Origin of the sequence: Gillisia sp. CAL575, from assembly GCF_000403785.1 — a bacterium.
Classification (GTDB): Bacteria; Bacteroidota; Bacteroidia; order Flavobacteriales; family Flavobacteriaceae; genus Gillisia.
In genome coordinates, this window is the sequence record NZ_APHJ01000025.1 from 44075 (window position 1) to 64185 (window position 20111).

General features: G+C 34.6%; 19 protein-coding genes and 5 tRNA genes. All 24 read left to right on the forward strand.

From position 1 onward, the window contains the following. The first annotated feature begins 97 nt into the window (after positions 1–97). The 24 genes from I130_RS08120 to rpoB all read left to right on the forward strand — a co-directional run bounded on the left by I130_RS08120 (position 98) and on the right by rpoB (position 20105). Entirely contained in the window at positions 98–814 is a 717-nt protein-coding gene (locus I130_RS08120) for an SGNH/GDSL hydrolase family protein (protein WP_034921390.1), read from the forward strand. Between the two features lie 49 nt (positions 815–863). Next, positions 864–2165, forward strand: a complete 1302-nt coding sequence (locus tag I130_RS08125) for a DUF2851 family protein (RefSeq protein WP_316928454.1) — start codon at positions 864–866, stop codon at positions 2163–2165. Between the two features lie 21 nt (positions 2166–2186). Continuing rightward, positions 2187–2417, forward strand: coding sequence for a PspC family transcriptional regulator (locus I130_RS16800; RefSeq protein ID WP_034921396.1), 231 nt, complete (start codon positions 2187–2189; stop codon positions 2415–2417). Then, positions 2414–3424 (forward strand): potassium channel family protein, encoded by a 1011-nt coding sequence (locus I130_RS08135; RefSeq protein WP_034921399.1) that lies wholly within the window; start codon positions 2414–2416, stop codon positions 3422–3424. The genes I130_RS16800 and I130_RS08135 overlap by 4 nt, the downstream gene beginning before the upstream one ends. A 105-nt stretch (positions 3425–3529) precedes the next feature. Then, the gene (locus I130_RS08140; protein ID WP_034921401.1) at positions 3530–5155 is read left to right on the forward strand and encodes an alanine/glycine:cation symporter family protein; all 1626 of its coding nucleotides are present in this window, start codon (positions 3530–3532) and stop codon (positions 5153–5155) included. Between the two features lie 140 nt (positions 5156–5295). Further along, entirely contained in the window at positions 5296–6168 is an 873-nt protein-coding gene (locus tag I130_RS08145; RefSeq protein WP_034921405.1) for a ComEA family DNA-binding protein, read from the forward strand. A 140-nt stretch (positions 6169–6308) separates the two neighbouring features. Then, the gene (locus I130_RS08150) at positions 6309–7478 is read left to right on the forward strand and encodes an acyl-CoA dehydrogenase family protein (protein ID WP_034921408.1); all 1170 of its coding nucleotides are present in this window, start codon (positions 6309–6311) and stop codon (positions 7476–7478) included. Between the two features lie 108 nt (positions 7479–7586). Next, a complete protein-coding gene (gene rpsU, locus I130_RS08155) occupies positions 7587–7781 on the forward strand; it encodes a 30S ribosomal protein S21 (RefSeq protein ID WP_010229578.1) in 195 nt (64 codons plus the stop codon). A 334-nt stretch (positions 7782–8115) separates the two neighbouring features. Further along, positions 8116–9504, forward strand: a complete 1389-nt coding sequence (locus I130_RS08160; RefSeq protein WP_034921411.1) for an alpha-amylase — start codon at positions 8116–8118, stop codon at positions 9502–9504. 78 nt (positions 9505–9582) lie between these two features. Next, positions 9583–10470 carry a tyrosine-type recombinase/integrase gene (locus tag I130_RS08165; RefSeq protein WP_034921414.1) on the forward strand — a complete coding sequence of 296 codons (888 nt, stop codon included), beginning with the start codon at positions 9583–9585 and terminating at the stop codon, positions 10468–10470. 35 nt (positions 10471–10505) lie between these two features. Further along, entirely contained in the window at positions 10506–10808 is a 303-nt protein-coding gene (gene hpf / locus I130_RS08170) for a ribosome hibernation-promoting factor, HPF/YfiA family (protein WP_034921417.1), read from the forward strand. 100 nt (positions 10809–10908) lie between these two features. Next, positions 10909–10982: transfer RNA gene (locus tag I130_RS08175), tRNA-Thr, on the forward strand. A gap of 235 nt (positions 10983–11217) precedes the next feature. Next, positions 11218–11299, forward strand: a tRNA-Tyr gene (locus I130_RS08180). A 55-nt stretch (positions 11300–11354) separates the two neighbouring features. Then, positions 11355–11427: transfer RNA gene (locus I130_RS08185), tRNA-Gly, on the forward strand. Positions 11428–11623: 196 nt separating this feature from the next. Further along, positions 11624–11695, forward strand: a tRNA-Thr gene (locus I130_RS08190). 58 nt (positions 11696–11753) lie between these two features. Continuing rightward, complete coding sequence (gene tuf / locus I130_RS08195; RefSeq protein WP_026839341.1) at positions 11754–12941, forward strand: elongation factor Tu; 1188 nt, start codon at positions 11754–11756, stop codon at positions 12939–12941. 59 nt (positions 12942–13000) lie between these two features. Beyond that, positions 13001–13073, forward strand: a tRNA-Trp gene (locus I130_RS08200). 134 nt (positions 13074–13207) lie between these two features. Beyond that, entirely contained in the window at positions 13208–13405 is a 198-nt protein-coding gene (gene secE / locus I130_RS08205; RefSeq protein ID WP_026839340.1) for a preprotein translocase subunit SecE, read from the forward strand. 11 nt (positions 13406–13416) lie between these two features. Next, on the forward strand, positions 13417–13968 hold the full coding sequence (gene nusG, locus I130_RS08210) for a transcription termination/antitermination protein NusG (protein WP_034921420.1): 552 nt from the start codon (positions 13417–13419) through the stop codon (positions 13966–13968). A 74-nt stretch (positions 13969–14042) separates the two neighbouring features. Then, positions 14043–14480: a 50S ribosomal protein L11 gene (gene rplK, locus I130_RS08215; protein WP_034921423.1), complete on the forward strand. Its 438-nt coding sequence runs from the start codon at positions 14043–14045 to the stop codon at positions 14478–14480. Positions 14481–14498: 18 nt separating this feature from the next. Further along, positions 14499–15197, forward strand: coding sequence for a 50S ribosomal protein L1 (gene rplA, locus I130_RS08220; RefSeq protein ID WP_034921425.1), 699 nt, complete (start codon positions 14499–14501; stop codon positions 15195–15197). 11 nt (positions 15198–15208) lie between these two features. After that, positions 15209–15730, forward strand: a complete 522-nt coding sequence (rplJ, locus tag I130_RS08225) for a 50S ribosomal protein L10 (RefSeq protein WP_034921428.1) — start codon at positions 15209–15211, stop codon at positions 15728–15730. A gap of 56 nt (positions 15731–15786) precedes the next feature. After that, positions 15787–16161 (forward strand): 50S ribosomal protein L7/L12, encoded by a 375-nt coding sequence (gene rplL, locus I130_RS08230; protein WP_034921431.1) that lies wholly within the window; start codon positions 15787–15789, stop codon positions 16159–16161. Between the two features lie 131 nt (positions 16162–16292). Next, positions 16293–20105 (forward strand): DNA-directed RNA polymerase subunit beta, encoded by a 3813-nt coding sequence (gene rpoB, locus I130_RS08235; protein ID WP_034921433.1) that lies wholly within the window; start codon positions 16293–16295, stop codon positions 20103–20105. Positions 20106–20111 lie beyond the last annotated feature (6 nt).

Sequence of the window (20111 nt, forward strand, 5' to 3'; positions counted from 1 at the left end):
ATTTTTCTAAATATAATAATTTGAACTCTTATAAGTTTATTAAAATGGATTGCCAGCATTCATAAATAAATTACTTTTCACTGTAAATTAAAATCTTATGAGATCAATTTTAATTGTATTTGGCTTACTGTTTTTAATGATGAGTTGTAGCAGCTCTTCTGAAGCTTTAAAACCTGAAGAAAGTGAAGAAAATGAGATTCAAAATAGCCCGAATAATTTAAGCTATTTGGCTCTTGGTGATTCTTACACCATTGGGGAAAGCGTTTCTCAAGATATGCGTTGGCCTGTGCAACTTGTTAAACAGTTAAGAAACAAAGGAGAAGAAATAAATGCGCCACGAATTATTGCTAAAACTGGTTGGACCACAGATAATTTGCTAAATGCAATTGATGCTAATCTTGGTAATGAAAAATACGATCTTGTATCTGTTCTAATTGGAGTAAATAATCAATATCAGAATAAATCATTGGAGGATTATGAAGAAGATCTCAATACTATTTTTACAGAAGCAATAGCTGCTTCGAAAACGGGTAAAGAGGGTGTGTTTGTAGTTAGTATTCCAGATTATGGAGCTACTCCATTTGGAGCCTCTAATGCTGAAGAAATAGGTAGAGAAATTATAGAATTTAATATTATTCTAGAAAAAGTCGCCAATCAATTTGATCTCTCTTTTTATAATATTACTCCGATTTCAAAAAAAGCAAAATCTGATAGATCTCTCGTAGCAAATGATGGACTACATCCAAGTGGGAAAATGTATGCTCTTTGGGTAGATTTATTTTTTGATGAGGTATTGGAAAAATTGCAAAATTAATTACTATTCTTAATTTTTAACAGATTAAGCATCAATAAGATAAATGTAAATGTTTTACATTTATTTGATGCAAGAAGATTTTCTACATTATATCTGGAAATTTAAAAAATTTGATTTTGGTAAATCTAAAACTACCAATAACTCAGAGATATCCATATTAAATTTCGGAATTCATAATTATAACTCTGGTCCCGATTTTTTTAATGCTAAGATTGAAATAGATCAGCAAGTTTGGGCCGGTAATGTGGAAATTCATTTAAAATCTTCAGACTGGTATCTTCATAGGCATGAAACAGATCCTAATTACGATAATGTAATATTGCATGTAGTTTGGGAAGATGATGTGGAAATCTTTAGAAAAGACAATTCTGCTATCCCCACTTTAGAATTAAAGAATCTAGTGCATCCTGATTCTCTAAATAAGTATAAATCTTTACTGTTGAATGGGTCAAGAAAATGGATCAATTGCGAAAAGGATTTTCATCTTTTCGATGATTTCACAATGAATAATTGGTTAGAGCGTGTTTATTTTGAAAGGCTAGAGAAAAAGTCTATCAGGATTATGGAAATGCTGAAATCTACAGAGAACAATTGGGAAGAAGTACTTTTTATACTGCTATTTAGGAATTTTGGGCTTAAAATAAATGCAGATTCTTTTGAAAGCATTGCTAACAGTATCCATTTTAAAGTGATTCAAAAAGTTAGGAATAACTCTTTTAAAATGGAAGCTTTAATTTACGGTCAGGCTGGACTACTCAATGAAAATATAGATCAAGCTTATTTCGCTTCTTTAAAAGATGAATATCAATTTCTGAAGAAAAAATTCATTCTGGATAATTCGTCTGTAATACTCCCTCAATATTTTAGATTGAGACCAGATAATTTCCCAACTATCAGGCTCTCGCAATTAGCGCAGCTATACACAAATGTTCCAAAATTATTTTCAAGGATAATTGATAGTAGAAGTAAAGAAGAAATTTATAAACTTTTTAGTTCTGCTACCTCAGAATTTTGGGAAACTCATTATACTTTCAAAAAAGATCATAAGGAACGTAAAAAGAAGCTTACTCAAAGTTTAATAGATCTTTTAATTATAAATACAATCGTTCCATTTAAGTATTGCTACCTAAAGGAGACTGGAGAGAAGGATACTTCTGAAGCTCTTAATATAATCACACAAATAAAGCACGAAAAAAATTCTATTGTAGATAATTTTAATGGGTTGAGATCTCATACGGCCACTAATTCATGTCATTCTCAAGCATTAGTTCAGCTCAAAAGCGAATATTGTGATAAAAATGCATGTTTAAAATGTGTGCTTGGGGTAAAACTTATACAGGGATTGGTATAGAATAATAGTTATATTTGAAATGTGTTAAAACTTGTATATTCTATTAGGCATTATTTTGAGAGAAACGGCTTTTATGTTTCTTCACGATTAGCAGATAAACTTGGTATTCGTGCAAAGACGATTAGGCTATTTTTTATCTATCTTTCCTTCGCAACCCTAGGATTAGGATTTGCATTTTATCTAACGTTTGCCTTTTGGCTTAAATTAAAAGATCTGGTCTATACTAAACGGACTTCGGTTTTTGATCTATGAGATATCTAATAAATTCTAAAGTTTATGGTGCATTAGCTCTTGTATTCATAGTGTTTCTTTCGGGCGTTTTCGGTTTTAAATATCTTTCAGATTACACTTGGATAGACGCGATCTATATGACCGTAATTACCGTTGCTACCGTGGGTTATGGTGAGGTTAGACCTCTTGATCCTGCAGAAAAAATGTTTACTTCGGTGCTTATCTTGTCCAGTGTATTTATCTTAGGATATGCCTTTTCAGTGATCACAGAGCATATTTTCAGCAAAAATAATATTGGGAACTTAAGGGAGAAACGAGTTCAGAAAAAAGTAAAGACAATGAAAAATCATGTTGTGGTTTGTGGTTACGGAAGAAATGGAAAACAAGCTATTCAAAAATTAATGGCCTACAAACAGCCTTTTGTAATTATAGAACTTAACGAAGAGATTGTAGATAAATATTCTGAAGATCATTTGTTGTTTATTCATGGAAATGCAAGTGAAGATGAGGTGCTTATAAAAGCGGGAATTAGAAATGCAAGCACATTAATTTGTGCCTTACCAAGGGATGCAGATAATCTTTTTATAGTGCTTTCTGCAAGACAAATAAATCCGAAACTTAAAATTATTAGTCGGGCTACAGAGGAATCCAGCTATCAGAAATTAAAATTGGCTGGAGCAGATAATGTGATCATGCCAGATAAGATAGGGGGAGACCATATGGCATCTTTAGTCGTGGTTCCAGATTTAGTAGAGTTTTTAGATAACCTCTCGGTTTCTGGGGAGCATGATAGTATAAATGTTGAACAGGTTCCTTTCGAGAAAATATGTACAGATGGCAAGGAATTAGCTATTATGGATTTAGATCTTCGTAAGAATACAGGATGCTCTATTATTGGATATAAATCTCCAGAGGGAGAGTATATTGTAAATCCAGAACCTGCAATGGTCTTAAAAAAGAATTCGAAACTAATCTTGATTGGCAGACCGAATCAAATAGATAAGTTGAAGCAACTATACCACGTTTAGTAATTATTTAACATTTTAACGAGTAAAAATTTGAAATACTGAAATTTTTATTCATCTTGCCATCTCAATTTTTTCAACCTTTAAATTCATAAACTCTAAGTAATAATGAAGAAAATTTTATTTTCCTTATTTGCAATCATTACTCCATTACTAACTTTCGCTCAGGAACAAACTACATCAGAGGCAATAGACGAGAATTTTCGTGCATATACCAGCTGGTTTGTAGATCTTATTTTCTACGAAATTCCCTTTTCAGAAACTTTTCAAATTCCGTGGGTGCTTATAGTATTGGTTGGTGGTGCTTTGTATCTTACTGTTTATTTTAAGTTTATTAATGTCACTGGATTTATCACTGCGTTTAGGGTTGTGAGAGGTCAATATGAAGATATAGAAAAGCATGGTGCAAGCACCTTATACGGTGATGTTACACCAAATGAAGGTGAAAATATTATTGAAACAATAAGGGATGATGGTGCAGATGGAGAGGTTTCGCACTTTCAGGCCTTAACTGCTGCTTTATCTGCAACAGTTGGATTAGGTAACATCGCAGGTGTTGCTGTAGCTCTTTCTATCGGAGGACCAGGAGCAACTTTCTGGATGATCTTAGCCGGATTTTTAGGAATGGCTTCAAAATTTGCAGAGTGTACGCTAGGTGTTAAATATAGAGATGTTGGAGAAGATGGTACTGTGTACGGAGGTCCAATGTACTACCTAAGTAAAGGACTTAAAGAAAAAGGATTTGGAAAAATAGGAAAAGTTTTAGCCGTTGTATTCGCTGTTTTTGTTATTGGTGGATCATTTGGTGGAGGAAATATGTTTCAGGCCAATCAAGCTGCTGCACAATTTGTTCAGCTTTTTGAATTGACTGGAGGTAATGCAGGCTTTTATTTCGGTCTAGTTATGGCAGGTTTAGTAGCTGTAGTAATTATTGGCGGAATTAAAAGAATTGCAAGTGTTACAGAGAAAGTAGTGCCATTTATGGCTGGAATATATGTTCTTGCTTCGCTTATAATTTTAGCAGCTAACTGGCATTTAATAGATGATGCCTTTGCTTTAATATATGAAGGTGCATTTTCTGGTTTAGGTATCGCAGGTGGATTAGTTGGAGTTATGATACAAGGAATTCGTCGTGGAGCCTTTTCTAACGAAGCAGGTGTTGGATCTGCCGCAATTGCTCACTCTGCAGTTAGAACTAAATATCCAGCGAGTGAAGGGATTGTAGCCTTATTAGAGCCTTTTGTAGATACTGTAATTATATGTACAATGACTGCTTTAGTAATTATTATAACAAACCTAGAAGGTGGATTCATGACATACGGAGTGCCAATTACAGAAGGTGTAGAGCTTACTGCTGTTGCATTTGATTCTGTAATACCTCATTTCTCTATAGTTCTGACGATAGCGGTAATTCTATTTGCATTTTCTACGATGATCTCTTGGTCCTATTACGGAATGCAAGGTTGGGTTTACTTATTCGGAAAAGGGAAAGTGACAGATCTAGTTTACAAGGCATTGTTTTTAGTGTTTGTAGTAATTGGTGCTTCTATTAGTTTAGGTGCAGTAATAGATTTTTCTGATGCTATGATTTTTGCAATGGTGGTTCCAAATATTATTGGGGTATTGTTTTTAACTCCTGTGATTAAGAAAGAACTTACAAAGTATTTAAAGGCTATTAAGATTAAAACGGAAGCTATAGAAGATGGAGCAGATGATCTTCAGAAAAAGATGTAATTAATAAAATATTTAGAATATAAACCCCACATTACTTTTAATAGAAATGTGGGGTTTATCGTTGGTATTATTTCAATTAAATGATACTTCTAAAAAAATGACTTAATTTAATACTTCTATTTAAGTAGAAAGCATTAAGCATGAGTGATTTGAGTTCGTATTTTATATTTAGTAAAAGTCAAAGGAATGGGATCCTTTTACTAGTGTTGCTGATTGTTATATTTCAGTGGATCTATTTTTTTGTAGATTTTAATACTGAGAATAAGATTCCGGAGGAAGATTCAATCAGAATAGCTCATTTTCAGAAACAAATAGACTCCTTAAAACATGTTACTCTTGCTGATGCTGAGTTTAAAATCTATCCTTTCAATCCCAATTTAATTACAGATTATAAAGGTTATACTCTAGGAATGTCTGTAGAAGAAATAGATAGGTTGCTTCAATTTAGGAAGACAAATAAATGGGTGAATTCTCCAGAAGAATTTCAAAAAGTCACTTTGGTTTCAGATAGTCTTCTAAATAAAATTTCTCCCTATTTCAAATTTCCAGATTGGGTTAAAAATGCTTCTAAGAATAGGAAATCGGACTTTAACACATCCTCTGCTTCCTTAATTTTAAAGGATCTAAATGTAGCAACATTGGATGAGCTAGTTGGGGTTAAAGGAATTGGAGAGATTTTAGCAACTAGGATCATAAAATATAGATCCAAAATAGGGGGTTTCTTTTCAGATATTCAGTTAAAGGATATTTATGGTTTAAATCTTGAAGCAAGAAAAGAACTATTGAATAATTTTTCTGTAATTACAAAACCCGAAAGGTTTATTTATAATATTAATCAAGCGTCTGTTTTAGAAATAGCGTCGGTTCCATATCTAGATTATGAGTTGGCTAGAGAGATCGTTAATTATAGATTGCTCCATGAAAGAATAGCTACATTTGAAGAATTGGCAAAAATTAAGGGTTTTCCTTCAGAAAAAATTGATAGAATAGCGTTATATTTGACCTTAGAATAGGAATTCGGAATTAGGTAAGAATTTAATTAGTGTGCATTGTGATTTCCTATGAGTTTGTTGAGATATATTTCCGAAGAATAAATACCGACTTTACCTTATCTTTAGTTTTATATTTACCCTAATATTTAGAATTATACTTTATGAATAGCATGTATTTTACCGAAGAGCACGAACTTTTTAGAAAGAGTTTTCAAGAATTTTTGAAAAAAGAAGTAGTTCCTCATATAGAGAAATGGGAAAAGACTGGAACCATAGAACGTTTTATATGGGAAAAGTTTGGAGAGATGGGATATTTTGGATTAACATATCCAGAAAAATATGGCGGACTGGAGTTAGATCTATTTTATACTGTTATATTTCTAGAAGAGCTACAGAAGATTAATTCTGGAGGTTTTGCTGCAGCAATGTGGGCTCATTCTTATTTAGCAATGACACATTTAAATGTTGAAGGTAGTGAGGAAATAAAAAAGAATTATTTAGAACCGAGTATTGCTGGAGAAAAAATAGGTTGTTTATGTATTACTGAACCATTTGGAGGTTCTGATGTTGCAGCTATGAGAACGACTGCAGTTAAAAAGGGAGATAAATATGTGATCAATGGTTCTAAGACCTTTATTACAAATGGGGTTTATTCAGACTATTTGGTTGTTGCTGCTAAGACCAGTCCAGATAAAGGGGGAAAAGGAATGAGTATTTTTCTTATGGATAGAGATACGCCTGGGATTTCTTCTACTAAATTAGATAAGCTAGGTTGGAGAGCATCAGATACTGCTGAAATAGCTTTTGATAATGTAGAGATTCCTGTAGCAAATTTAATGGGGGATGAAGACAAAGGTTTCAATTATATAATGCAGCATTTCGCCTTTGAAAGGTTAATTATGGGAGTGAATGCTCATGCACGAGCAGAATTTGCGTTGGATTATGCTATCAATTATATGGGTGAACGCATGGCATTTGGAAAAACTATAGATAAATTTCAGGCATTAAGGCACAATGTGGCAGAAATGGCAAGCGAAGTAGAAATGTGTAAGGAATTTAATTATTCTATCGTGAAAAGAATGATAGATGGAGTTTATGTAGTTAAAGAAGCAAGTATGTCTAAACTACTTTCCACAAAAATGGCAGATAAGGTGATTTACGATTGTTTGCAATTATTAGGTGGTTATGGGTATATGGAAGAATATCCAATGGCACGATTGCTAAGAGATAGTAGGTTAGGGCCAATTGGAGGTGGAACTTCAGAAATTTTGAGAGAAATTATCGCTAAAATGGTCATCGACAAAAAAGAATATAAGCCTGCTGCTCACTAGTAAAAGCGAGTTATATATTTATAAAATAAAATTATTTAAATAAAGGTTGCAAGGTTAATGAAATCAATTATCTTTGCGCTTTAATTTCTAACGAAAGGAGGTGATACTATGTTAATTATACCAGTTAAAGACGGAGAGAATATCGATAGAGCGCTAAAGCGTTTCAAACGTAAATTTGATAGAACAGGAACAATGCGTCAGCTAAGAAGCAGACAGGCATTTTCTAAGCCTTCTGTTGTGAATAGAGCCCAATTACAAAAAGCTCAGTACATTCAGAACTTAAGAGATAAGGAAGAAATCTAGAAATTAATTTAGAGGTGAAACTTCTAAAATCTAGTTTCGATAAGTCTTCTTTCTATTGAATAGAAAACTAAATCGAACCCGTTAAAGGGTATCCAAGATAAACTACTGTTGGTGAGTCAAAGTTTTATAACTTTGTTTACCAACAGTTTTTTTGTCTAAATTTTATTCATTTTGGAACAATCAATTCTAAGCTTATTTCCAATAATTATTTTTATACTATATCTATTAAATTAAAGTTTTCAACACGAAAACGTTTTCGTTAATGATAATTTATATAGTTTTTAACTATTCTGAGGTTTTTATCATAATTTAAGGAAAATTAAACCCCAAAATTATGAAAATCACAAAATTATTTTACATTCTTTCTTTTTTAATGTTTTTTACCAGTTGTGAGAAGGAGCAATTCTCGGACTTTCCAGTTACCAATAAAAATGCACTAGAGAAGGATTCAAAATATATCCCAGATACTCAAAACAACTCTAAAGTTACCATTGGTTCAAAAGTTATGATGCAAGCTTTCTATTGGGATGTTCCCGCAGGTGGAACTTGGTGGGAAACTGTTGCCACTAAAATTCCAGCCTGGAGTAATGTTGGAATAGACGCTATTTGGCTTCCTCCAGTATCCAAAGCTCAGAATGGCCCATTCTCTATGGGTTATGATCCATTTGATTATTATGATTTTGGAGAATATAACCAAATGGGTTCGACAGAAACTAGATTTGGTTCCAAAGCAGAATTACAGTCTTTAATTTCTACGGCTCATGCAAATAATATAAGTGTTATTGCAGATATTGTTATTAATCATAATAGCGGTGGGGATTTAGAGAGTAATATATTTACTGGAACAGAGACATATACTAACTATATACCTGCATCTGGATTATTTAATAGAACTCAATACGATTTTCATCCAAACGATTTTCATGGAAATGATTCTGGCGCATTTGGAGGATTTGCAGATTTATGTCATGATAAAACATATGTTCAAGACTGGTTGTGGAATAATCCTAATTCTGTAGCTAAATACTATAAGGAAGTAATGGGGTTTGATGGATGGAGATTCGACTATGTAAAAGGATTCGAACCATGGGTAGTTAATAATTGGATTAATGCAGTTGGAGGATTTTCAGTTGGTGAATACTGGGATGGTAATGCAGCAACTTTAGAAGGATGGGCTAATTCTGCAAATTCATCGGCTTTCGATTTTGCTTGTTATTATAGAATGAAGGATGCCTTTGAAGGTAATGACCTAACAATCCTGGAAACCGGAGACATGCTTTGGAAGCGAAGTCCTACGAGAGCTGTGACTTTTGTGACCAATCATGATACCGATGAAATTATTAACGGAAAACTTTTGGCTTATGCTTATATATTAACGCATGAGGGATATCCTACCCTCTTTTATCAGGATTATGAGGAATATTTAGATAAGGATAAGCTGAATAATTTAGTTTGGATTCATAATAATAAAGCAGGGGGTTCTACTTCAATTTTGTATTCTGATACAGATGAGTATGTAGCTAAAAGAAATGGGGCTCCAGGATTAATTGTATATATAAATAACAGTAATTCTTGGTTACAACGCTGGGTATCTACCGGGTGGAATAATACTTTAATAAAGGATTACACTGGTAATTCTAATTGGGAGCCATATACACAAAGTAATGGTTGGGTACAAATTCAGGTTCCACCAAAAAGTTATTCTATTTGGTCTGCGAAATAAACAGTAAAATTTACTTTATAGATCTAAAACTGTTGGTGAGTCAAAGTTTTATAACTTTGTTTACCAACAGTTTTTTTTATGTCTATATCTCACTTCATAGAATATCTTCAATTAGAGAAAAAATTTTCTCCGCATACAGTAATGGCGTATGAAGCAGATCTGTGCTCATTTAGAGAATTTATCTTTAAGGAGTTCGATCAAAAAGATTTAATTTATGTAAACTATCCTCAAATTAGAAACTGGGTTGTGAGTTTAGTGAATTCTGGAATCACTAATAGAAGTGTAAATCGAAAAGTAGCTTCCTTAAAAGCTTATTATAAATATTTGGTTAAAACAAACCAGCTAGTTGCAACTCCATTAGTCAGTCACAAGGCGCTTAAGACAAAGAAAACTGTTCAAATCCCCTTTTCTGAAAAGGAAATAACAGATGTTATTCTTAGTATAGAGCCAGATTCTTTTAAAACATCTCGAGATCTTACAATAGTCACAATGTTTTATGCTACTGGCGTTCGGCGCTCCGAACTAGTAGGCTTAAGACTGCAGGATTTAGATCTGGATAACAGGATGATCAAAGTTTTGGGTAAAAGAAAAAAAGAGCGTTATATTCCTTTATTGCCCGAATTAATAAAACAACTTAATTTATACCTTGATTTTAGAGCGTCACTATTTTCTGGGAACGCGACTGAATTGTTTCTAACAGAGAAGGGTGATAAAATATATGAAACTCTTGTTTATAGGATTATAAATAATTACTTTAGTGAAGCATCCAGCAAGGTGAAAAAGAGTCCGCATATATTGAGGCATTCCTTTGCGACTCATTTATTAAGCCATGGTGCAAATTTAAACTCTGTTAAAGAGTTGTTAGGTCATTCCAGTTTAGCGTCTACACAAGTCTATACTCATAGTAATATAGCAGAATTAAGTAAGGTGTACAGGAGTTCTCATCCTCGCGAAAATAAAAAATGATCGAGAAACTATTGTTTAATTAAATTTTATAGGAGATGAAAGTAAATGTGCAATCAGTAAACTTTAATGCAGATCAGAAATTGATCGATTTCATTCAAACCAGATTAGATAAATTGGAACATTTCTACGATAAGATAATTTATGCCGATGTGTTCTTAAAAGTTCAAAAGACAAGCGAGAAAGAAAATAAGATTACAGAAATTTTATTAAGTATTCCTGGAGGAGATGTGATAGTAAAAAAGAAGTGTAAAAAATTCGAAGAGTGTGTAGATGAATCAATTAGCGCATTACAACGTCAGCTATTAAAAAAGAAAGAAAAATTGAGTGCTCATGTTTAGTAAATTTTTCTTCAAATTATTTTTGTGAAATAAATAAAATGTATACATTTGCAGTCCGTTAGAAATAGCGGACTTTTTTATGCTTTAAAAGTGTAAAAATGCCGATGTAGCTCAGCTGGCTAGAGCAGCTGATTTGTAATCAGCAGGTCGTGGGTTCGAGTCCCTCCATCGGCTCTTTGAAAAATTGAAATCACAAATTGAAAATAAGAATTTACGGGTTTGTAAATTTTATTTTTCAGGATAAAAAGTTTATTCTGAGCCTAATAGAGTGTATGCTTTATTTTATTTCAGAAAAACTTGATAAATGTTTTGATTTAAGGAGTAAATTTCATTAAATTTGCGCCTTCAAAAAGCAAACCATTTAAGTGTAGATTTTAATGGTTCTATGAAATTTTGAAAAAGTAATATTGGGGAGATACTCAAGCGGCCAACGAGGGCAGACTGTAAATCTGCTGACTACGTCTTCGCAGGTTCGAATCCTGCTCTCCCCACAAATCACTTTAATGTGATAGATCCAACAAAACATCAAGTTGATGTTTTAATTTTGCGAAAGTAGCTCAGTTGGTAGAGCGTCAGCCTTCCAAGCTGAATGTCGCCGGTTCGAACCCGGTCTTTCGCTCAAAGTGGAGTGTAGTCACGCAGAAAAGCGTGATCTTTCGCTCAAAGTGGAATGTCATTGCGCAGAAAAGCGTGATATTTCTCTCTAAGAAAAAGATGTCGAGCATTTGCGTGACTTCTAGCTCTAGGACAACAACGGTTTTAAAAACTGTTCTTTATCTCCAACAGGCGTAGGCTTGTGGGGGATAGCCTTTTTTGCCGACGTAGCTCAGGGGTAGAGCGTTTCCTTGGTAAGGAAGAGGTCACGAGTTCAATTCTCGTCGTTGGCTCTTAATTTTGTTTAAAATTGAACACTAATATATAACTAAGAATAAATAATCATTAATTATGGCAAAGGAAACTTTTGATCGTTCCAAACCGCACTTAAACATAGGTACGATAGGACACGTAGATCACGGAAAAACTACCTTAACTGCAGCGATTACTAAAGTAATGGCTGACGCTGGATATTCAGCAGCTATGTCTTTTGATCAGATTGACAACGCTCCAGAAGAAAAAGAAAGAGGTATTACAATTAACTCTTCACACGTAGAATACTCTACAAAAGAGCGTCACTACGCACACGTAGATTGTCCTGGTCACGCCGATTACGTGAAGAACATGGTTACTGGTGCTGCTCAAATGGACGGTGCTATCTTGGTAGTTGCGGCTACTGATGGACCAATGCCACAAACTCGTGAGCACATCCTTTTAGGACGCCAGGTTGGTATTCCTAGAATTGTTGTATTCATGAACAAAGTGGATATGGTTGATGATGAAGAATTATTAGAATTAGTTGAAATGGAAGTAAGAGATTTACTTTCTTTCTACGAATATGATGGGGATAATGGACCTGTAATTGCTGGTTCTGCTTTAGGAGCACTTAACGGTGAAGAGAAGTGGGTGAATACAGTTCTAGAATTAATGGAAGCTGTGGATACTTGGATCGAACTTCCAGTTCGTGATGTTGAAAAGCCTTTCTTAATGCCTATCGAAGATGTATTCTCTATTACTGGTCGTGGTACTGTTGCAACTGGTAGAATTGAAACTGGAATAGCTAATACAGGAGATCCTGTAGAAATTATTGGTATGGGTGCTCAGAAATTGACATCTACTATTACTGGTATTGAAATGTTCCGTCAAATCCTTAACAGAGGTGAAGCTGGAGATAACGCAGGTATTCTTTTAAGAGGTATTGAGAAGTCAATGATCTCTAGAGGAATGGTAATTGTTAAGCCAGGATCTGTAACTCCTCACGCTAAGTTTAAAGCAGAGGTTTATATCTTGAAAAAAGAAGAAGGTGGACGTCATACTCCATTCCATAATAACTACCGTCCTCAGTTTTACGTTCGTACTACTGATGTTACAGGAACTATCAACTTACCAGAAGGTGTTGAGATGGTTATGCCTGGAGATAACTTAACTATCCATGTTGAGTTGTTACAAACTATCGCGATGAACGTAGGTTTACGTTTTGCAATTCGTGAAGGTGGTAGAACTGTTGGAGCTGGTCAGGTTACAGAAATTTTAGACTAAGAATCACACATAAGTTTATAGGTATCCTGCTTTTTAGTTGGATACCTAAACTTATATTTACGGGTTTAGCTCAGTTGGTAGAGCACTGGTCTCCAAAACCAGGTGTCGTGAGTTCGAGTCTCTCAACCCGTGCTTGATAATTAAGAGTCCCGGAATAGGTACTGTTTTTTAAAATATATAATCACATAATAATAATTTAAATTCTTTTTTTTGAATTTATCCTGAGGAAAGAATAATTAGAGTTTGTGTAAATAGATAATAAAACCATGGCAGGAATCGTCAATTATATTTCAGAGTCTTATAACGAATTGAGAAATCACGTTACATGGCCAAGTTGGGCTGAGGCTCAAAAGTTAACAGTAGTTGTAGCTGTTTTTTCAATTATTTTCTCATTAGCTATTTGGGGTGTAGACACCGTTTTTAGTTCAGCTATTGAACAATATTTTGAATGGATTAAATCTTAAATTTTAAGACTATGGCAGAGGTTAAGGATAAAAAATGGTACGTGGTTCGCGCCGTAAGTGGTCAAGAAAATAAGGTTAAGGAATATATTGAAAGAGAGATTTCTCATCACGGTTTAGAAGATTTTATTGGTGAGGTGCTGGTTCCAACAGAGAAGGTGATTCAGATTAGAAATGGTAAGAAAATTTCTAAAGAACGTGTTTATTTTCCTGGTTATATAATGGTACTTGCAAATTTGGGGGGAGAGATTCCTCATATCATCAAAACTATTAATGGTGTTATTGGCTTTCTTGGTGAAACAAAAGGAGGAGATCCTGTTCCATTAAGAAGAGCTGAAGTAAATAGAATGTTAGGTAAGGTAGATGAATTATCTGTGAAGGCAGATAATGTTGCAATACCATTTACTATTAACGAAACTATTAAAGTAATCGATGGTCCTTTTAACGGTTTCAATGGAACTGTAGAAAAGATCAATGAAGAAAAGCGTAAGCTTGAGGTAATGGTTAAGATCTTCGGAAGAAAGACTCCATTAGAATTGAGTTATATGCAAGTAGAAAAGGTATAAAGAATTACTGTTACATATATTTTTGATAGTTTTTAAAGCTTCCACTCTAAAACTATCAACTAAAAACAATAATAATGGCAAAAGAAATAAGTAAAGTTGTTAAGCTACAAGTTCGCGGAGGTGCTGCTAACCCATCACCACCAGTTGGACCTGCTTTAGGTGCTGCCGGAGTTAACATCATGGAGTTTTGTAAGCAGTTTAATGCTAGAACTCAAGATAAGCCAGGTAAAGTATTACCTGTTGTAATTACAGTATTCAAAGATAAGTCTTTTGATTTTGTAATTAAAACTCCACCAGCTGCTGTGCAGATATTAGAAGCGGCAAAATCAAAAAAAGGATCGGGTGAACCTAATCGTAAAAAAATTGCTAGTGTATCTTGGGATCAAGTAAGAGCAATTGCTGAGGATAAAATGCAAGATTTAAATGCATTTAATGTAGAATCGGCTATGAAAATGATTGCAGGAACTGCTCGCTCTATGGGTGTAACTGTAAAAGGGCAAGCGCCGTTTTAATCCAAAATAGATAGAAAAATGGCAAAAGTAACTAAAAAGCAAAAAGAAGCTCAATCTAAAATCGAAAACGGGAAACAGTATTCGGTAGCAGAAGCTTCAGCTTTGATAAAAGAAATTACCAACTCAAATTTTGATCCTTCCGTAGATTTAGCAGTTCGTTTGAATGTAGATCCACGTAAAGCTAATCAAATGGTGAGAGGAGTTGTAACTCTTCCACACGGTACTGGTAAAGATGTAAAGGTATTAGCATTAGTAACTCCAGATAAGGAAGCTGAAGCTAAAGAAGCTGGAGCAGACTTTGTAGGTTTAGATGAATACCTTGAGAAAATTAAAGGTGGTTGGACAGATGTTGATGTAATTATCACCATGCCAAGTGTAATGGGGAAATTAGGACCTTTAGGTAGAGTTTTAGGACCAAGAGGATTAATGCCTAACCCAAAAACAGGTACAGTAACTATGGATGTTGCTAAAGCAATTTCTGAGGTGAAAGCTGGTAAAATTGACTTTAAAGTTGATAAAACTGGTATTGTACATGCAGGTATTGGAAAAGCATCTTTTGATGCTGATAAGATTGCTGGAAACGCAAGAGAATTATTAACTACTTTGGTTAAATTGAAACCAGTGGCTTCTAAGGGTATATATATTAAGAGTATATATATGTCTTCTACAATGAGCCCAAGTGTTGAAGTTGATACTAAAAGGTTCACTGAGCAATAATATTATAGATTATGACAAGAGAAGAAAAATCATTAGTAATTGAAGATTTAACTGCGCAGTTAACAAATAATTCTATTATTTACCTTGCAGATATCTCAGGTTTAAACGCCTTGAGTACTACAAGTTTACGTAGAGCTTGTTACAAAGCGAACGTACAACTTGCGGTAGTTAAAAATACGTTACTTGCTAAAGCTATGGAAGCTTCCGATAAAGATTTCGGTGATCTTCCAACAGTTTTAAAAGGTAACACCTCAATAATGCTTTCAGAAACTGGAAATGCTCCAGCGAAAGTAATTAAAGAATTCAGAAAAAAGACCCAAATACCTTTACTTAAAGGAGCTTTTATAGCAGAAGCTATTTATGTTGGTGATGACTACTTAGAGACCTTGGTTAACATCAAGTCTAAAGAAGAAGTTATTGGAGATATTATCGGATTGTTACAATCACCTGCTAAGAATGTTATTTCAGCATTAAAATCAAGTGGTGGTAAATTAGCCGGAATTCTTAAAACTCTTTCTGAGAAGGAAGATTAAGCACGTACGCACTTTTTAACAATTATAAATTAAAGAACATTTTAAAACGATAGAAAATGGCAGATTTAAAAGATTTCGCAGAACAATTGGTTAACCTTACTGTAAAAGAAGTAAATGAGTTGGCTACTATATTAAAAGATGAGTATGGTATCGAGCCTGCAGCTGCTGCTGTAACTATGGCTGGTCCAGCTGGTGGTGGTGATGATGCTGCTGAAGAGCAAACAGAATTCGATGTAATTCTTAAAGCTGCAGGTGGATCTAAATTAGCAGTAGTTAAATTAGTAAAAGAACTTACTGGATTAGGTCTTAAAGATGCTAAGGAATTAGTTGATGGAGCTCCAAAAGCAGTAAAAGAAGCAGTTTCTAAAGATGAAGCTGAAGCATTAAAAGCACAATTAGAAGAAGCAGGAGCCGAGGTTGAGCTTAAATAAGCTTACCACAAGCAATATATTTAGGTTTAGACCTCGGGACTAGCTCCCGAAGGTCTAAACCCTTTTGCGTATATGAAGCTTACGCCTTATAACGCACACATATTTTATATAAATTATAATTCCGTCCATTGATGTTAGCAACGCAAACTGAAAGATTGAATTTCTCTTCTGTAAAGAACAAGCCTGATTATCCAGACTTTTTGGATGTCCAAATTAAGTCGTTTCAGGACTTCTTTCAATTAGAAACAAAATCAGAAGAAAGAGGAGATGAAGGTCTCTATAACACTTTCCTGGAAAACTTTCCTATTACAGATACCCGCAATCAATTCGTTTTAGAATTCCTGGATTATTTTGTGGATCCACCAAGATATTCCATTCAGGAATGTATCGAGCGTGGTTTGACTTATAGCGTGCCTTTAAAAGCCCGTTTAAAATTATATTGTACAGATCCAGAACACGAAGATTTCGAAACTATTGTTCAGGATGTATATTTAGGGACCATTCCTTATATGACTCCTAGTGGGACATTTTGTATTAATGGAGCAGAGCGAGTAGTTGTTTCTCAGTTGCACCGTTCACCTGGTGTTTTCTTTGGTCAGTCTTTCCATGCAAATGGAACAAAATTATATTCTGCACGAGTTATTCCTTTCAAAGGGTCTTGGATAGAATTTGCTACCGATATTAATAACGTGATGTACGCGTATATCGATAGAAAGAAAAAATTACCTGTTACTACACTTTTCCGTGCAATTGGTTTTGAAAGAGATAAGGATATCCTTGAGATCTTTGACCTTGCAGAAGAAGTAAAAGTTTCTAAAACAGGACTTAAAAAATATCTTGGTCGTAAACTTGCGGCAAGAGTACTAAATACATGGTATGAAGATTTCGTAGATGAAGATACTGGTGAAGTTGTATCTATTGAGCGAAATGAGATTGTATTAGACCGTGATACAGAATTAAATAAAGACCATATCGAGGAGATCCTTGAAACTGGTAATAAAACTATTTTGCTTCATAAGGAAGATAACTCTACTGGAGATTATGCAATTATTCATAATACATTGCAAAAAGATCCAACAAACTCTGAAAAAGAAGCTGTTGAGCATATCTACCGTCAATTACGTAATGCAGAACCGCCAGATGAGGAAACTGCACGTGGAATTATAGATAAATTGTTCTTCTCAGATCAACGTTACTCTTTAGGGGAAGTAGGTCGTTATAGAATGAATAAGAAATTACAGTTGGATATCGGAATGGATAAGCAAGTGCTTACCAAAGAAGATATTATTACCATCGTAAAATATTTAATAGAGTTAATAAACTCTAAAGCAGAGATAGATGATATCGATCACTTATCTAACCGTCGTGTTAGAACAGTAGGAGAACAACTTTCTCAGCAGTTTGGTGTTGGTTTGGCACGTATGGCACGTACTATTCGTGAGCGTATGAACGTTCGTGATAATGAAGTGTTTACTCCTATAGATTTGATTAATGCAAAGACTTTGTCTTCTGTAATTAATTCCTTCTTTGGAACAAACCAGTTATCTCAATTTATGGATCAAACGAATCCATTAGCAGAGATCACACACAAACGTAGATTATCTGCATTAGGACCAGGTGGACTTTCAAGAGAAAGAGCAGGGTTTGAGGTACGTGATGTTCACTATACACACTACGGAAGACTTTGTCCTATTGAAACTCCTGAAGGACCAAACATTGGGCTTATATCTTCACTTTCTGTATTTGCAAAAGTGAATGGAATGGGATTCATTGAAACTCCTTACCGAAAGGTGGATAATGCTAAAATTGATTTTTCTGAAGAGCCTATTTACTTAAGTGCTGAGGAAGAAGAGAATAAAAAGATTGCACAAGCCAACATTCCTTTAAAAGAAGATGGTACTATAAATACAGATAAGGTTATTGCACGTATGGAAGGTGACTTCCCAGTAGTAGATCCAAAAGAGATCCACTATATTGATGTTGCACCAAACCAAATCTCTTCAATTTCTGCTTCATTAATTCCATTTTTGGAACATGATGATGCCAACAGAGCATTGATGGGATCAAACATGATGCGTCAGGCGGTTCCTTTATTAAGAGCAGAATCTCCTATTGTTGGTACAGGTCTAGAAAGACAAGTAGCTACAGATTCTCGTGTGTTGATCAATGCCGAAGGACCAGGAGAAGTTGAATATGTAGATGCACAAAAAATTACCATTAAGTACGACCGATCAGAGGAAGAAAGAATGGTGAGTTTTGAAAGTGATTCTAAAACTTACAATCTTATTAAGTTTAGAAAAACTAACCAAGGTACTTCTATTAACTTAAGACCAATCGTAAGTGTTGGGGATAGAGTTTCTAAAGGTCAGGTACTTTGTCAAGGATACGCTACAGAAGCTGGGGAACTAGCTTTAGGTAGAAACATGAAGGTTGCCTTCATGCCTTGGAAAGGTTACAACTTTGAGGATGCAATTGTAATTTCTGAAAGAGTTGTTAGAGAAGATGTATTTACATCTATTCATATAGATGAATATTCATTAGAAGTTAGAGATACCAAATTAGGTAACGAAGAATTAACTAATGATATTCCAAACGTTTCTGAAGAAGCCACTAAGGACTTGGATGAAAATGGTATGATTAGAATTGGAGCTGAAGTGAAGCCTGGTGATATTCTTATTGGAAAGATCACTCCTAAAGGAGAAAGTGATCCAACTCCAGAAGAAAAATTATTACGTGCGATCTTTGGAGACAAAGCTGGTGATGTAAAAGATGCTTCGTTAAAAGCACACCCATCTTTAAGAGGGGTTGTAATTAATAAGAAACTTTTTGCTAGAGCTGTAAAAGATAAACGTAAAAGAGTACAAGATAAAGAGGATGTTAATGCATTAGAGAAAAACTATGATGCAAAATTTAATGTTCTTAAAGCTGAGTTGATAGATAAGTTATTTACAATCGTTGGAGGTAAGACTGCACAAGGAGTAATTAACGACTTAGGGGAAGAAGTAATGCCAAAAGGTAAGAAATACACTCTTAAGATGTTAAACTCTGTAGATGATTATACTCACCTTACTCAAGGAACTTGGACTACCGACGATCACTTGAACGATCTGGTTGCAGATTTAATCCACAACTACAAGATCAAGGAAAATGATCTTCAAGGTAATTTAAGACGAGAGAAATTTACAGTATCTGTTGGAGATGAATTACCTGCAGGAATTATCAAATTAGCAAAAATATATGTTGCTAAGAAGAGAAAACTGAAGGTTGGTGATAAAATGGCAGGTCGTCACGGTAACAAAGGTATTGTTGCACGTATCGTTCGTCAGGAAGATATGCCTTTCTTAGAAGATGGAACGCCTGTAGATATAGTATTGAATCCACTTGGGGTGCCTTCCCGTATGAACATTGGTCAAATTTATGAGACTGTGTTAGGATGGGCAGGACAAAAATTAGGTAGAAAATATGCTACTCCAATTTTTGATGGTGCTACATTAGACCAGATCAATGAATTAACTGATCAAGCAGGTGTGCCGAGATTTGGACATACTTACCTTTATGATGGTGGTACTGGAGATAGATTTGATCAGCCTGCAACTGTTGGTATTATTTATATGTTGAAATTAGGACATATGATTGATGATAAGATGCACGCACGTTCTATAGGACCATACTCTCTTATTACGCAACAACCATTAGGTGGTAAAGCGCAATTTGGAGGTCAACGTTTTGGTGAGATGGAAGTTTGGGCATTAGAGGCTTATGGAGCTTCTGCAACCTTGCGTGAGATCTTAACTGTAAAATCGGATGATGTGATTGGTAGAGCTAAAACTTACGAGGCAATCGTAAAAGGAGAGCCTATGCCAGAGCCGGGACTACCTGAATCTTTCAACGTGTTAATGCACGAACTGAAAGGATTAGGATTGGATATTAGATTAGAAGAATAATATACT

Excerpts from the sequence above, each read along its gene's own strand:
- I130_RS08120 (WP_034921390.1), top strand. The coding sequence starts at position 98 with ATGAGATCAATTTTAATTGTATTTGGCTTACTGTTTTTAATGATGAGT.
- I130_RS08125 (WP_316928454.1), top strand. The coding sequence starts at position 864 with ATGTTTTACATTTATTTGATGCAAGAAGATTTTCTACATTATATCTGG.
- I130_RS08135 (WP_034921399.1), top strand. The coding sequence starts at position 2,414 with ATGAGATATCTAATAAATTCTAAAGTTTATGGTGCATTAGCTCTTGTA.
- I130_RS08140 (WP_034921401.1), top strand. The coding sequence starts at position 3,530 with ATGAAGAAAATTTTATTTTCCTTATTTGCAATCATTACTCCATTACTA.
- I130_RS08145 (WP_034921405.1), top strand. The coding sequence starts at position 5,296 with ATGAGTGATTTGAGTTCGTATTTTATATTTAGTAAAAGTCAAAGGAAT.
- I130_RS08150 (WP_034921408.1), top strand. The coding sequence starts at position 6,309 with ATGAATAGCATGTATTTTACCGAAGAGCACGAACTTTTTAGAAAGAGT.
- rpsU (WP_010229578.1), top strand. The coding sequence starts at position 7,587 with ATGTTAATTATACCAGTTAAAGACGGAGAGAATATCGATAGAGCGCTA.
- I130_RS08160 (WP_034921411.1), top strand. The coding sequence starts at position 8,116 with ATGAAAATCACAAAATTATTTTACATTCTTTCTTTTTTAATGTTTTTT.
- I130_RS08165 (WP_034921414.1), top strand. The coding sequence starts at position 9,583 with ATGTCTATATCTCACTTCATAGAATATCTTCAATTAGAGAAAAAATTT.
- hpf (WP_034921417.1), top strand. The coding sequence starts at position 10,506 with ATGAAAGTAAATGTGCAATCAGTAAACTTTAATGCAGATCAGAAATTG.
- tuf (WP_026839341.1), top strand. The coding sequence starts at position 11,754 with ATGGCAAAGGAAACTTTTGATCGTTCCAAACCGCACTTAAACATAGGT.
- secE (WP_026839340.1), top strand. The coding sequence starts at position 13,208 with ATGGCAGGAATCGTCAATTATATTTCAGAGTCTTATAACGAATTGAGA.
- nusG (WP_034921420.1), top strand. The coding sequence starts at position 13,417 with ATGGCAGAGGTTAAGGATAAAAAATGGTACGTGGTTCGCGCCGTAAGT.
- rplK (WP_034921423.1), top strand. The coding sequence starts at position 14,043 with ATGGCAAAAGAAATAAGTAAAGTTGTTAAGCTACAAGTTCGCGGAGGT.
- rplA (WP_034921425.1), top strand. The coding sequence starts at position 14,499 with ATGGCAAAAGTAACTAAAAAGCAAAAAGAAGCTCAATCTAAAATCGAA.
- rplJ (WP_034921428.1), top strand. The coding sequence starts at position 15,209 with ATGACAAGAGAAGAAAAATCATTAGTAATTGAAGATTTAACTGCGCAG.
- rplL (WP_034921431.1), top strand. The coding sequence starts at position 15,787 with ATGGCAGATTTAAAAGATTTCGCAGAACAATTGGTTAACCTTACTGTA.
- rpoB (WP_034921433.1), top strand. The coding sequence starts at position 16,293 with ATGTTAGCAACGCAAACTGAAAGATTGAATTTCTCTTCTGTAAAGAAC.